Raw genomic sequence first — 12,755 nt, 5'->3', positions numbered from 1 at the left:
TCACCTCCTGGCCCGCGATGTGCCGGATCGCCGTTGCGCGCGGTTACCGGCATGGTGGTCTTCGGCACGCGCATATGCGTCGACGATCTCGGCGACGAGCCGATGTCTCACAACGTCCGAGCTGGTGAGTTCGGCGATGTGAATGTCGTCGATGCCGTCGAGGGTCTCCACCGCCGTTCGAAGTCCCGAACGAGCTCCGCCCGGGAGGTCGACCTGCGTGGTGTCGCCTGTAACGACGATCTTCGACCCGAAACCGAGCCGGGTGAGGAACATTTTCATCTGTTCTGCAGTGGTGTTCTGCGCCTCGTCCAAGATGATGAAGGCGTCGTTGAGGGTTCTACCCCGCATGAATGCCAACGGAGCGACCTCGATGACACCGGCGGCCATCAGCTTCGGAATGGCTTCCTGGTCCATCATGTCGTGCAGCGCGTCATACAGCGGACGCAGGTACGGGTCGATCTTCTCGTAGAGCGTGCCGGGCAGAAAACCAAGGCGCTCACCGGCTTCCACTGCGGGGCGGGTGAGGATGATGCGGTTGACCTGTTTGGTCTTCAACGCATTGACGGCCTTGGCCATGGCCAGGTACGTCTTGCCGGTACCGGCGGGGCCGATGCCGAAGACGATGGTGTGGTTGTCGATGGCGTCGACATAACGCTTCTGGTTCAGGGTCTTGGGCCGGATGGTCTTGCCGCGCCGGGACAGGATGTCCAGTGTCAGCACTTCGGCCGGTGATGCTTCGTCGGCGCCGGTGACCATGGCAACGCTGTGCCGGATGGCGTCCTGCGTCAGCGGTTGACCTCCGGAGACCACCCCGAGCAGTTCGGTGACGACGCGCTCGGCGAGGGCGACGTCGGCCGGGTCGCCGGACAGGGTGATGGCATTGCCACGGACATGAAGATCGGCGGCAAGGGAACGTTCGAGGGCGCGCAGATTCTCGTCGGCGGAACCGAGCAGGCCCACCACGAGGTCAGGCGGAACGTTGATGCTGCTTTTCACGGTGTTACCCGTGTTTCCATCGGTTGTCTCGCGGGGCGTCACGTGGTGTTTTACGCCTGCTTCCTGAACGTATCTCGATCAAATAGGACACCTCAGTCTAGCGTCGAGCCCCGACATGGCCCAACGGATAACCGAACGCCCGCACCATGTCACTCCACGTCGCGCGACAACAGGTCCGCCCAGGTGTCACGTCGGACCACCTGACGGGCGCGGCCGGCCGAGGCGAAAACCACCGGAATGCGTCGGGCCCCGTTGTACTGATTGGACATGGTGTAGCAGTACGCGCCGGTGACCGGCACCGCCACGAGATCGCCGACCACCGGATCGTCCAGCGCCACCCCTGCGATCAGCCGGTCACCGGACTCGCAATGCCGCCCCACCAGGCTGACCTGCGTACCCCCGCCCACCCGGGACACGAGAGTGGCTTCGAAGCGCTGGCCGTACAGCGACACCTCGAGGTTGTCACCCATACCGCCGTCCACCGCGACGTGGGTCACCGGTCCTCGTTTCACGGTGGTCACTCGGTAGACGGTGCAGCCGGCCGTGGCCACCATGCTGCGCCCGGGCTCCACGATCACCCGGCTGCCGGCGGGAAACAGTTCTCGAGCCTTGGTGAGCATGGCCTCGGCGTACTCGTGCAGCGACGGCGGAGCGTCGGCGTAGGTGTAGCGCACCCCCAGACCACCACCCAGGTCGTAGGTGTCGAACTCCCCCAGCTCCGCAATCGGTGCCACCGCAGCAGCCAACTGGTCGACGTGGAGCAACTGCGACCCGACATGGGTGTGCACGCCATCGCAGCGCAGCAGCCGACTGCGCCGGATGCGAGCGATCGCCACCCGGGCGTCGGCAGCGGCGAGCCCGAACTTGGAGCCGTCGTGTCCGGTGGCGACAGCCGCGTGGGTATCGGCCTGAACACCCGGGATGACGCGCACCAAGCACGCCTGCCGACGCCCGCGCTCCACGATGCGCTCGAGTCGGTCGATGTCGTCGAAGTTGTCCACGACCACCAGCCCGACGCCGGCACGGACCGCAAGCTCCAGTTCCTCATCGGTCTTGGCGTTGCCGTGCAGCAGCATTCGCGCGGGATCGGCACCGGCGGCAAGCGCGGTGTGGATCTCACCGCCGCCCGCGACGTCGAGCCACAGCCCCTCCTGCGCCATCAGTCGCTGGACGGCGGTGCAGGGGAACGCCTTCGAGGCGAATGCCACCTCGACACGCGACCACCTGCTGGCGAAGGCGGTCAGGTAGTCGCGCGCCCGCTGGCGCAGTGCCTGCTCGTCGAGCACCATCACCGGTGTGCCGAACTGTTCGGCGAGATCGTCGAGCCGACACCCGCCCACCACCAAGGTGCCGTCGGTGTCGAGGCCGGAACCCGGGGCGAACAGATCGAGTACCTGCGGTGTCGCCGTCATCGGAGGCTCCTCACAGCAGCGATGCCGCGGCACGGTCGGCAACCACGGTGACGCTGGGATGGTCCTGCAGTATCGAGGCGGGCACATCGGCGGTGCGCGCGCCGTGCAGCGCCGCCGACAACGCGCGCGCCTTGCCGACGCCCCTGGCCACCAGCACGATGGCCCTGGCGCGGCGAATCGTTGCCAGTCCCTGGGTGATCGCCCACCTGGGGACGTCGTCGAGGCGCCCGTCGAAGAACCTGGCATTGTCACGTCTGGTTGATTCACTGATCGCCACCACCCGAGTGGACGAATCGAAGTCCGATCCCGGTTCGTTGAACGCCAGATGCCCGTTGCTCCCGATGCCCACTATCTGCACGTCGACACCGCCGGCACTCCTGATTCGCTCCTCCACCCGCGCAGCTTCGGCTTCAGCGTCCTCGGCCAATCCGTCGGGCACCACGACGTTACGCTCAAGAACACCGAGCGGCATCGCAATTCGTTGTCGCACATATGCGGTGTAACTGCGCGGATCGTCACCGCCGATTCCCAGATACTCGTCGAGGGCCACCAGCGTCGCAGCCCGCAAGTCGACCTCACCCGCGCGGGCACGCCGCACCATCTCGATATACAGCGGCACCGGCGTCTCGCCGGTGGCCACACCCAGACAACGCCGTTGCCCGCCGAGCCCGGCCAGCACCGCGTCAGCGGCGACAGCACCGAAGGACTCGTCGTCGGTCACCAGCAGTCCGGCCGTCACGACAGCACGCCCAGTGCGCAGCGGATCCTGTCATGCCGATCCGCGGTCTGCGACCACCAGAGTTGCTTAGCCGGATCCGGCCGGACGCGGTGGAAGTCGGTGCGGCGGGGCACCTCGACACCGAATGCGTCGGCGACCAGCAGTGCCGCTCCGATCGCCGAGTGATCGCCCGACGATCGATCGACCAGGACGTCGCGGCCGGTGGCGTCGGCCAAGTCCTGCCAGAACTGCGGGTGTGCCGCGGCCCCACCCCCGAGCATGACCGGCCCGCGGGCGCCGGTGGCCTCTTCGAGGACCGCGATACACCGACGCAGTTCGATCACCACCCCGGTCAACAGGGCACGCCCGATGTGGGCAGCTCCCATGCCGAGTCGCAACCCGTGCAAGGTCCCCTCGAGCGTGGAGTCCCACAGGGCACCCTGCTCTCCCGGTGTCAGATACGGCAGGAATGCCGGCGCGTCACCGGGATCGACCTGCACCCCGAGGTCCAGAAGTGCCGTCGGGTCGGGCAGGCCCAGCATCTCGGCGACACCGCCGAAGGCTGAACCGACCGCCAGGACGTCCATCTCGAGTCCCCATCCCGGCCCGGCCATCGGGGTCACCAGATATCGGCGCTGGGCATCGCGGACGGGGGTGTCGCTGATTCCGAGGACCACCGCACTGGTACCTGCGATGACCACCACGTCGCCGTGTTCGACGGCACCCATTCCCGCGGCCCCCAGCACGGAGTCCGCCCCTCCCAGCACGACGGGCAGCCCCACCGGAAGACCCCAGCGCTCAACCCATCTCGACAGCACCGGTCGCCACGATCTCGACGGCAAGACTGCCGGCAGCCCCGGCAGTGCTGCTGCGGCGACCAGCTCGGGATCCCACTCGAGGGTGTCGAGGCTGAAGACGCCGAACCCGGCCGCGGTACTCGGATCGGTGTCCAAGGCACCGGTGAGTCGCTGGAACAAAGCGTCTTTGGCACCGGCGATCGCCGATCCACCGTGACCGAGTTGTTGCTGCCGGCGGTACATGGGAGCGAGATAGCGCCCGTCCACTCGTTGACCGGTCACCTGATAGATGCGGTGGTCGCCGATCATGTCGCACAAAGGTCGCGCCTGGGGCTCGGCCCGGGAGTCCTCCCAGGTGACAGCGGGTTCCAGGCACTCGGCTGATCGGTCGAACTGCACCAGCGTCGGAAGCATGGCCGACAACCCGATTCCGCACCAGCCGCTCGGCGGCACCTGATCGGCGAGCTCGTCCATCACGTCATCGAGCGCACTCCACCAGTCGGCCGGACTCTGCTCTGCCGCAGCAGGTTCGGGGCGCTTCGTCGGGTAGGTGCGGCTGGCGCGCGCGAGCAACTCACCCGAGCCACCCACCGCTATCGCCTTGAGCGATGAGGTACCGAGATCGAGCCCGACAAAAACCTGGTCTTCCACGCGTCCTACCGACGATCTCGCGAAATGACATTCAGCGCGTCCTGCGCCGCGTTGAGCGTCTGGTCTATGTCGCGATCGGTGTGCACCAACGACACGAACAGATTCTCGAATTGCAGCGGGTGGAACAGGACACCGCGGATCACCATCTCCTGATACCACCGGGTGAACAGCGCCTCGTCGGCCCGGGCAGCGGCTTCGCGCCAGTTGTGGATGGGTCCGTCGGCGAACCACAACTGGAACACGGTGCCAAGACCAGCGACATAGGCATCCAGCCCGCAATCGGCGGCCATTGACGAAAGCCCTTCTGCCAGACGGAATCCCAGCGCGCGCTGCCGTTCGTATAGCCCCGGCTCGGCCAGCACGTCCATGGTCGCCGACACCGCCGCGCACGCAACGACATTGGCATTGTAGGTACCGGAGTGGGAGTACGCCCCGCTGGCAACCAACCGCATTGCCTCGACGGAACCGCCGACGGCCGCCACCGGGAAGCCGCCACCGAGTCCCTTGGCCAGCGTGGTGATGTCCGGTGTCACGCCGAACCACTCCTGGGCACCGCCGCGGGCGAACCGGAACCCGGTGATCACCTCGTCGAAGATCAGAAGCGCGCCGTATTTGCGGGTCTCACTGCGTAGAAGCTCCAGATAACCGGCTTCGGGCAGGATGCAGCCGGTATTGAAGACCGCGGGCTCGGTGAGGACCGCCGCCACCTCCTCCCCACGCTCCTTCATCAATGCCACAAAGCTCTCCGGGTCGTTCCACGTCAAGACCACCAGGGTGTCTTCGAGTTCACTGGGCACTCCGGGTCCCATCGCGACCGGACGCGGATGGCTGGCGGGCCCGGCGAGCTGCGGGTCCACATGGTTGGACCAGTACACGGTGTCCTGCCAACCGTGATAGTGCCCTTCGAAGCGGACGATCAGACGTCGGCCGGTTGTGGCCCTGGCCAACCGGACGGCAGTGCCGACCGCCTCGGAGCCGGAGTTGGTGAACCGCACCTGCTCGATACCCGGAACCGCGGCGACGACCTTTTCGGCGGCCTCGATCTCGAGTTCATACGGCAGGCCGAAACAGGTGCCGAATTCGTTGACCGCCCGATTCACCGCAGCGGTGACCGCCGGGGGCCGGTGGCCCAGAATCATCGGCCCCAACCCGAGCAGGTAGTCGATGTACTCGTTGCCGTCGACGTCCACCAGCCGGGATCCGTGACCCTCGGCCATGAAGATCGGATACGGATTCCAGCCGTTCCGCGGGAGGCGGGCCGTGGATCCGGCTCCACCCGGCACCGTCTTGCGGGCGCGGTCGAACAGCGCCTTGGTGGCCGGAGTCCGCTCGGCGAACACCTGGTCGAAGGACAGCGAGTTCTGCATATCAGTTGTCATCGGATCAGCCCGCCGCACTCACCGAGGCACTGAGCAACGTGGTCACCGAGCGCCGCAAGATCTCGGCGGAAGCCACCACGTCGCTGATCGACACCCATTCGTCGGCGGCATGGTAGTTACCGCCTTCCGGACCGAACAACACCGTGGGAATACCCGCGCTCTGCAGCAACGCAGCATCGGTCCACGCGTTGAGCCCGGTCACCGTCGAGGCAGTGCCGTGGACCTGTTCAGTGGCGTCGACGATTGCGCTCAGCAGATCCTCGTTTCCACTGCCGGTGAACGGATCCCGGTCGAGCCGCACCCGGACCTCGCCCTGGAATTGCGGTTCGACGGCACGCACCTCATCGAAGATCGCCTCGATGTCTGCCACCCGATCAGCCAAGGTCTCACCCGGCTGGGTGCCGATCTCGATACCGAGCACCACCTCGCTGGGGTAGGTCGCGTAGTCGGTGCCGCCGTGGATGGTTCCGGTGTGGAACACCGTCCGGCCGTTTCTGGGATCGGGATGGGGCTTCCAGCGGGTCTCGTCCAGTCGGTGCAGCCGGGTGATGACCTCGGCCATGTGAACGATCGCGTCGACGCCCCTCTCCGGCGCGGAACCGTGAGCCGGACGCCCGTGGACCACGATGTCGATCCAGCCGAACCCCTGGTGCTCACCGAAAATCGTGTGCGAGCCGTCCGGTTCCAGGTTGATGGCCAGATCGATCTCACCTGCGTGGTTGGCCACCAGGTGCTCCATGCCGATGCTCACCCCTTCCTCATCGGCCACCAGTGCCACCAGGACATTTCCCGCCAGTTCGGCGCCGGTGCGAACCAACTCGCGAACCGCCAACATCGCTGCGGCACAACCACCTTTGTCGTCGGCGACACCGATGCCGATCATCCGATCACCTTCGATCACGGGTTCGAGCGCGCGGTCCTGCCAGATCGCGTAGCCGACCGTGTCCGTGTGAGCGGTCAGGCAGATCGTCGGACCGGGGGCAGAGCCACGCAGCCATGCCAACACGTTGGGTCGGCCGGGCTCGACTTCCTCGATGTCGGCGGTCAGTCCGGCCTCGCTGAGCCACTGTTGCATGTACCGGGCGACCTCACCTTCGCCGGCGCCGCCCGGAATGAGCCACGGTGTCACCGAGTCGATGCGGACCAAGGCGTCGAGCAGTTCTGTCGCCTCTTCACGGCTGATGGTCATTGTTGGTTCTCCTCTGGGGTTGGGACAGCAGTGGCATCCGAAAAGTGACAGGCCACTGCATGATCGGTGCCGACATCGGTCAGCTCCGGGACTTCAGAGCGGCATCGGTCAGGCTGACCGAGCTCGCTGTACAACGGGCAACGAGGCGCAAAGCGACAACCCGCCCGAGAATCCAGTGGACTCGGTGGCTCCCCGGTCAACAGATTCTGTGGTGAGTGCCGTCCCCCCTGCTTGGGCATGACCGCCACCAGCGCGCGGGTGTACGGATGCCGGGGACCGGTGATCACCTGGGCCGCCGGACCCTGTTCGACGATCCGTCCGAGGTAGAGCACCGCAACGCGGTCGGCAAAAACGCCGGCCAGTGCGAGGTCATGGGTGATGAACAAAGTGGCGATGCCCTGGTGCTCACGCAGATCCAGAAGCACCTGCAAAACACCGGCCCGCAGCGAGACATCCAGCATGGACACCGGCTCGTCGGCCACCAGGAACCTGGGCTGCACGGCGATCGCCGAGGCAATCGCCACCCGCTGACGTTGCCCGCCCGAAAGCTGGAACATCCGCCGCGCACCGATGGCCGCCGCGGGATGCAGTCCGCAGGTCTCCAACGCTGCGAGTGCCGCGGCCTGTCGCCCAGCCGGGTCGAGATCACGGCGGTGGATCGCCAATCCCTCGCTCACCAAGTCCAAGGCGGTGGCATTGGGAGGCAGGCTCTGGTACGGATCCTGGAAGATCATCTGGAACTCGCGCCGGAGCCGGCGTAACCGGCTGCCCCGCAAGGTGGTGACGTCGGTGCCATCGATCCAGACCGATCCGGCAGTGGCGTCCTCCAGCCTGACCATCGTTCGGGCGATCGTCGTCTTTCCACAACCGGACTCGCCGACCAGCGCCACGATTTCGCGCTCGCGGACAACGAGGTCGACGCCGTCCACAGCCCTCGCGATGCGTCGCTTACGCCCGCTGCCCACCGAGTAATGGACGTGCAGTTTCCGCAGTTCGGCGACAACTGCGGAGGTCATCGGAGGACCTCCATGGCAGTTTCGGCCCGATGACATGCCACCAGGTGTTCGGGGCTGTCCGCGACCGGCCGCAGCACCGGTTCTGCTGAATCGCATCCAGCGCCGGCCTGTCCGCATCTGTCCAGGAATCGGCAACCGGGTTGCAGATGCGCCAGATCCGGTGGAGTGCCGGGTATTCCGTGGATCACCACCCGGCCGCATTCGACTCTGGGGAAACAGTCGAGCAACCGCTTGGTGTACGGGTGCGCCGGCGTATGAGCGGAGTCTCCGAGTACCTGTGCCGCCGGACCGCTTTCGACCATACGGGCCGCGTACATCACGGCAGCCCGGTCACAGAGCTCGCCGAGCACCGTCAGGTCGTGGGAGATGATCAGCATCGAAAGGCCGAATTCGTCGGCGAGCCGCCGGATGAGGTTCAAGATCTGGGCCTGAGTCATCACGTCCAGCGCCGTTGTCGGTTCGTCGGCGATCACCAGATCCGGCTCGCAGGCCAGAGCCATCGCGATCATCGCCCGCTGTTTCATACCGCCGGAGAACTGGTGTGGGTACTCCGGTGCACGGCCCGGCGAGATCCCCACCTGCGCAAGCAGTTCTGACACGCGCTCCCGCACTTCACGACGGCTGGCCTGCGGGTTGTTCACGCGAATCACCTCGGCGATCTGGGCACCGATCGACATCACCGGATTGAAGGCGTTCATCGCGGCCTGGAAGACGATCGAGATCCGCTGCCATCGAATGGGCCGCAGTTGATCCTCGTCGAGTGCCAGCAGATCCTGACCGTCGAACTCGAGACGGTCGGCACCGACCTGCGCACTGCGCGGCAGCAACCGCGCCACAGCCAAGGCCAATGTCGTTTTACCACAACCGGACTCGCCGGCCAGACCAACCACCTCACCACGCTCGATGTCCAGATCGACGCCGTCGACAGCACGGACCGAACCCTCCGCGGTCCCGTAGGTGACCGACAGGTTGCGAATTGACAGCAGGCTCACACCGTCACCGCCAGCCGTGGATCGAGGATCCGTTCGAGACTCTGGCCAACCAGCGAAAATGCCAGCACCACCACCACGATTCCGAGGCCCGGCGGCAGGAAGTACCACCAGTAGCCGTTTCCGACCGCGCCGGAGACGAAGGCGTTGTGCAGGATCTGCCCCCAGGATGTGCGTGCGGGATCACCGAGGCCGAGAAACGAGAGCGTGGCTTCGGTCAAGATCGATCCGGCCGTCACCAGAACGGCGTTGGCGATCACCAGCGCGAGCACTCCGGGCAGGATGAGTCGCCGCAGAATCGCCGGCGAGGACAACCCCACGGTTCGCGCCCGCGCCACCACTTCCCGTTCGCGCAGCGAGAGAGCCTGTGAGCGCACCACGCGTGCGGTTCCCGGCCAACTGGTGGCCGCGATGATGGCGATGATCATCGGCAGGCTCTGTCCGACAATGGCGCCCAGCGCGATCATCAAAGGCAAGCTCGGCAACACCAGGAAGAAGTCGGTGACTCGCATCAGCGCGGTGTCGACGAAACCGGTGAACCAACCGGCGAGAACACCAACGGTGGTTCCGATCAGCACCGTGAACAGCGTTGCGGCCATACCGATCTGCAACGATATGCCGGTACCGGCCAGCACCTGACTCAGTACGTCGCGGCCCAGATCGTCGGTGCCGAGCCAGTGCTCGCCACTGGGCGGCTGCAGGATGCCGGTGCGAGACTCCGCGACGGCAGCCCGGTCGAACGGCGCCAACAGCGGGCCCGTCACCGCCACCGCGACGACCGCCAGCACCGTCAGCAATCCGGCGCGCCCCATCCCGTCGGCCCACAATTGTCGCGTCGCGCTCCGCCATCCGGTGGTGGCGGGAGGATCAGGGGCCGTCATGTCAGCCTCACCCGGGGGTCGAGGATTCGGTAGATGAGGTCACTGGCGAAGTTAGCGAGAACCACCACCACGGCGAAGATCAGAAAACACGCCTCCATCACCGGGTAGTCGCGCCGGATCACCGACAGATAGATCAACTGCCCCATGCCGGGCCACGAGAAGACGGTCTCCACCTGGATGGTCCCGCCGACGGTAGCGCTGGCGTACAGAGAGGTGGCGGTGACCACCGGCAGCATGGCGTTGGGAACGCCGTGGCGCCAGAGAACCCGCCGAGCCTGCAGCCCTTTGGCCCGGGCTGTGGTCATGAAATCCTCCACAAGTGTTGCCAATAAGGAACTTCGGGTGATCAACACGAACTGCGCTACGTCCACGAGCACCATCGCCACCGTCGGAAGGACAAGGTGGCGCGCCAGATCGGCGATTCGGGAGAAGACTGTGGGATAGATGGCGTCCGCGGTGTACATGCCCGCAATGGGGAGCCAGTTCAGCACCACGGCGAAGACGAAGATCAGCAGCATGCCCACCCAGAATGTCGGCAGGCTCCAGAACACCAACGACCCGATTACCAGGCCGCCATCGGTTCTGGTCCCGCGGCGGGTGGCCGCGAACACGCCGATCAGCACACCGAGCACGATGACCAACACCGTGGACACCGTTACCAGGATCAGGGTGTTGCCCAATGCTTTGAGCACGATCGGTCCCACCGGTGACGAATAGCTGAAGGAATAGCCCAGATCGCCGTGCAACAGATTCTGTACGTACGTCACGAACTGTGAGCTCAGCGGTCGATCCAGGCCGTAGAAGGCCCGCAAGCGAGCGATGGCTTCGGCGTCCAGATGCTGGCCGCGGGCGATATGGGTGACGGGATCTCCCGGCATCAGGTGGAAGATCGCGAAATTGGTCGCAAGAACGGCCACCAGGGTCAACGCCAGGTAGCTCATCTTGCGCAAGAGGTATCGGAGCATGTCCTCGTAGCGACCTCAGGCCTGCGTGACGTCGAGATAGTTGACCCTGGGGAAGTTCAGGATCATGCCCCCGGAAATGGGCTGCCACCCTGTCCAGGTGCTGGTGCGGGTACCGGTGAGTTTCTTCTGGTACCACATGACGATGTAGGGACACGACGCGTAGTGGATGGCCTGCATCTCCTGGACCAGCTTCACCCGCTGTGGCCGGTCGACGGTGGTGCTCTGGAGCGCATACAACTCGTCGTAGCGAGGATTGGACCAGAAGGTGTCGTTGTTGCCGCCGATCTGGTTGGTGATGGCGATACCCAGCAGATAGGACGGGTCGTACAAAGCCGAGTCCCAACCCCAGACCATGATGTCCCAGTCCGGCGATTCGGTGTTGAACACCGTGGCGCCCATGCTGTCGGCGTCAGTGGTGGTCAACTGGAGATCCACACCGATGGCCTTGGCCGCGGTGACGAACAGTTGCGCGGCCTTTACGTCGACGGCGGTATCGGCGATCGCCAGGATCCGGAACCGCAGCGGAGCGCCGTCGGCGGATTCCCTGAGCCCGTCGGCACCGCGGACTGTGTACCCACCCTGATCGAGCAGGGCGCGGGCCTTGTCAGGATTGTTGTCCAACACCGCATCCGGGGCGGGGACGTAGTGGAAGTCACCGAAGGCCGGCGGCAGCAGGTCGGTGCCGGGCTGTCCGTATCCGGCCAATGCGAGTTCCACCAGCTGAGCGCGGCTCACCGCGCAGGACAGCGCTTGGCGCACCCTCTCGTCGAGCAGCAATCGGTTGCCTTTCGAGCCTGGGGCGGCCGAACAGTTGAAGCCGATCATGTGGAACGAAAAGGACTCCAGTTCATCGGTTTTGACGTCCTGGGCACCCACCATCCCGCTGAAGATGGTCGGTGGTATCTCAGCGACGATGTCGATGTCGCCGGTTCGTAACGCCTGCGCCACGATATCGTCGCTGCCGAACTTGGTCCACGTGACCTTCTCCGCAGCCGGCGCCGACCCCCACCAGTCGTCGTTGCGCACCACCGTCACGACACTGCCCTTGTTCCACGAATCGAAGACGAACGGACCGGTGCCGACCGGTGCGTCGTTGGCGAATCCCGGCAGGTCGGCCGCGGCCACCTTCTCCCAAAGGTGTTTGGGGACAATCGGCATGACGACTCCCGGGGCAGCGTCTGCGGCGTGGAATACGTCAGCCGAACCGTGGTGTCGTCAACCTTCACGACATCGGTGAGCTCGGTGAGATACGCGCCGTAGGTGCCGTAGGCGTTGTCGCGGACCATCAGGAAGGTGAACACCACATCATCGGCACTGAACGCGGTGCCGTCGGTCCAGGTGACACCCTCACGCAATGTGTAGGTCCATGTCCGGCCGCCATCGGTGGTGTCGACGCCTGTCGCCAAGGATGGACTGACATCGAGCTTGGCGTCGTAGTCCATCAGCTTGTCGTAGATGAGCTGGAGCACGTCGTAGGCCTGGGTGGAGAACGCCGTGAACGGGTTGAGCGAATCGATGTCGGTGGTGGACCCAACTCGCAGCACGGTACTGCTGGCCGTGGCGGGGGCACACGCCGCGAATGCCGCGGCTCCACCAACTGCCGCTGCGACTACCGCCGACGTTCGCAGGAACCTGCGTCGATCCATCTGGAACATAGGGCTCATCCCTCGACTCGAACTTTGCATACTAAGTATGCTCACTGAGGTAGATTTCCGCTCGATGAATCGAATGTTTCCAATTGTTTCCACACCGAATGGGCCTG

Annotated in this window: 12 protein-coding genes; all 12 read right to left on the bottom strand. The window is 65.3% G+C overall.

The genetic code is table 11. The features are described 5' to 3' along the window. Positions 1-1,038: a PhoH family protein gene (locus BVC93_RS21450; protein WP_083739235.1), complete on the bottom strand. Its 1,038-nt coding sequence runs from the start codon at positions 1,036-1,038 to the stop codon at positions 1-3. A 107-nt stretch (positions 1,039-1,145) separates the two neighbouring features. Then, complete coding sequence (gene lysA / locus BVC93_RS21445) at positions 1,146-2,408, bottom strand: diaminopimelate decarboxylase (RefSeq protein WP_083739234.1); 1,263 nt, start codon at positions 2,406-2,408, stop codon at positions 1,146-1,148. Positions 2,409-2,418: 10 nt separating this feature from the next. Beyond that, positions 2,419-3,147, bottom strand: a complete 729-nt coding sequence (locus BVC93_RS21440; protein WP_197687512.1) for a glucosamine-6-phosphate deaminase — start codon at positions 3,145-3,147, stop codon at positions 2,419-2,421. After that, the gene (locus BVC93_RS21435) at positions 3,144-4,574 is read right to left on the bottom strand and encodes a xylulokinase (RefSeq protein WP_192860054.1); all 1,431 of its coding nucleotides are present in this window, start codon (positions 4,572-4,574) and stop codon (positions 3,144-3,146) included. The genes BVC93_RS21440 and BVC93_RS21435 overlap by 4 nt, the downstream gene beginning before the upstream one ends. Positions 4,575-4,579: 5 nt before the next feature. Then, complete coding sequence (locus BVC93_RS21430) at positions 4,580-5,953, bottom strand: aspartate aminotransferase family protein (protein ID WP_236950052.1); 1,374 nt, start codon at positions 5,951-5,953, stop codon at positions 4,580-4,582. Between the two features lie 4 nt (positions 5,954-5,957). Then, entirely contained in the window at positions 5,958-7,142 is a 1,185-nt protein-coding gene (locus BVC93_RS21425; protein ID WP_083739230.1) for a M20 family metallopeptidase, read from the bottom strand. Further along, positions 7,139-8,158, bottom strand: coding sequence for an oligopeptide/dipeptide ABC transporter ATP-binding protein (locus BVC93_RS21420; protein ID WP_083739229.1), 1,020 nt, complete (start codon positions 8,156-8,158; stop codon positions 7,139-7,141). Before BVC93_RS21420 ends, BVC93_RS21425 begins: the two co-directional genes overlap by 4 nt. After that, positions 8,155-9,150, bottom strand: a complete 996-nt coding sequence (locus tag BVC93_RS21415; RefSeq protein WP_083739228.1) for an ABC transporter ATP-binding protein — start codon at positions 9,148-9,150, stop codon at positions 8,155-8,157. The genes BVC93_RS21420 and BVC93_RS21415 overlap by 4 nt, the downstream gene beginning before the upstream one ends. Then, complete coding sequence (locus BVC93_RS21410) at positions 9,147-10,028, bottom strand: ABC transporter permease (protein ID WP_083739227.1); 882 nt, start codon at positions 10,026-10,028, stop codon at positions 9,147-9,149. Before BVC93_RS21410 ends, BVC93_RS21415 begins: the two co-directional genes overlap by 4 nt. After that, a complete protein-coding gene (locus BVC93_RS21405; protein ID WP_083739226.1) occupies positions 10,025-10,993 on the bottom strand; it encodes an ABC transporter permease in 969 nt (322 codons plus the stop codon). Before BVC93_RS21405 ends, BVC93_RS21410 begins: the two co-directional genes overlap by 4 nt. A 15-nt stretch (positions 10,994-11,008) precedes the next feature. Further along, the gene (locus tag BVC93_RS21400; RefSeq protein ID WP_250638136.1) at positions 11,009-12,118 is read right to left on the bottom strand and encodes an ABC transporter substrate-binding protein; all 1,110 of its coding nucleotides are present in this window, start codon (positions 12,116-12,118) and stop codon (positions 11,009-11,011) included. Further along, positions 12,025-12,657, bottom strand: a complete 633-nt coding sequence (locus BVC93_RS34430; RefSeq protein WP_250638129.1) for an ABC transporter substrate-binding protein — start codon at positions 12,655-12,657, stop codon at positions 12,025-12,027. Before BVC93_RS34430 ends, BVC93_RS21400 begins: the two co-directional genes overlap by 94 nt. Positions 12,658-12,755 lie beyond the last annotated feature (98 nt).

This window comes from Mycobacterium sp. MS1601 (assembly GCF_001984215.1).
In the GTDB taxonomy this organism is placed as follows: domain Bacteria; phylum Actinomycetota; class Actinomycetes; order Mycobacteriales; family Mycobacteriaceae; genus Mycobacterium.
The sequence above is the reverse complement of the archived record's forward strand: the minus strand, read 5'-3'. Positions and strand labels throughout refer to the sequence as shown.

Excerpts from the sequence above, each read along its gene's own strand:
- BVC93_RS21420 (WP_083739229.1), bottom strand. The coding sequence starts at position 8,158 with ATGACCTCCGCAGTTGTCGCCGAACTGCGGAAACTGCACGTCCATTAC.
- BVC93_RS21430 (WP_236950052.1), bottom strand. The coding sequence starts at position 5,953 with ATGACAACTGATATGCAGAACTCGCTGTCCTTCGACCAGGTGTTCGCC.
- BVC93_RS21410 (WP_083739227.1), bottom strand. The coding sequence starts at position 10,028 with ATGACGGCCCCTGATCCTCCCGCCACCACCGGATGGCGGAGCGCGACG.
- lysA (WP_083739234.1), bottom strand. The coding sequence starts at position 2,408 with ATGACGGCGACACCGCAGGTACTCGATCTGTTCGCCCCGGGTTCCGGC.
- BVC93_RS34430 (WP_250638129.1), bottom strand. The coding sequence starts at position 12,657 with ATGAGCCCTATGTTCCAGATGGATCGACGCAGGTTCCTGCGAACGTCG.
- BVC93_RS21425 (WP_083739230.1), bottom strand. The coding sequence starts at position 7,142 with ATGACCATCAGCCGTGAAGAGGCGACAGAACTGCTCGACGCCTTGGTC.
- BVC93_RS21405 (WP_083739226.1), bottom strand. The coding sequence starts at position 10,993 with ATGCTCCGATACCTCTTGCGCAAGATGAGCTACCTGGCGTTGACCCTG.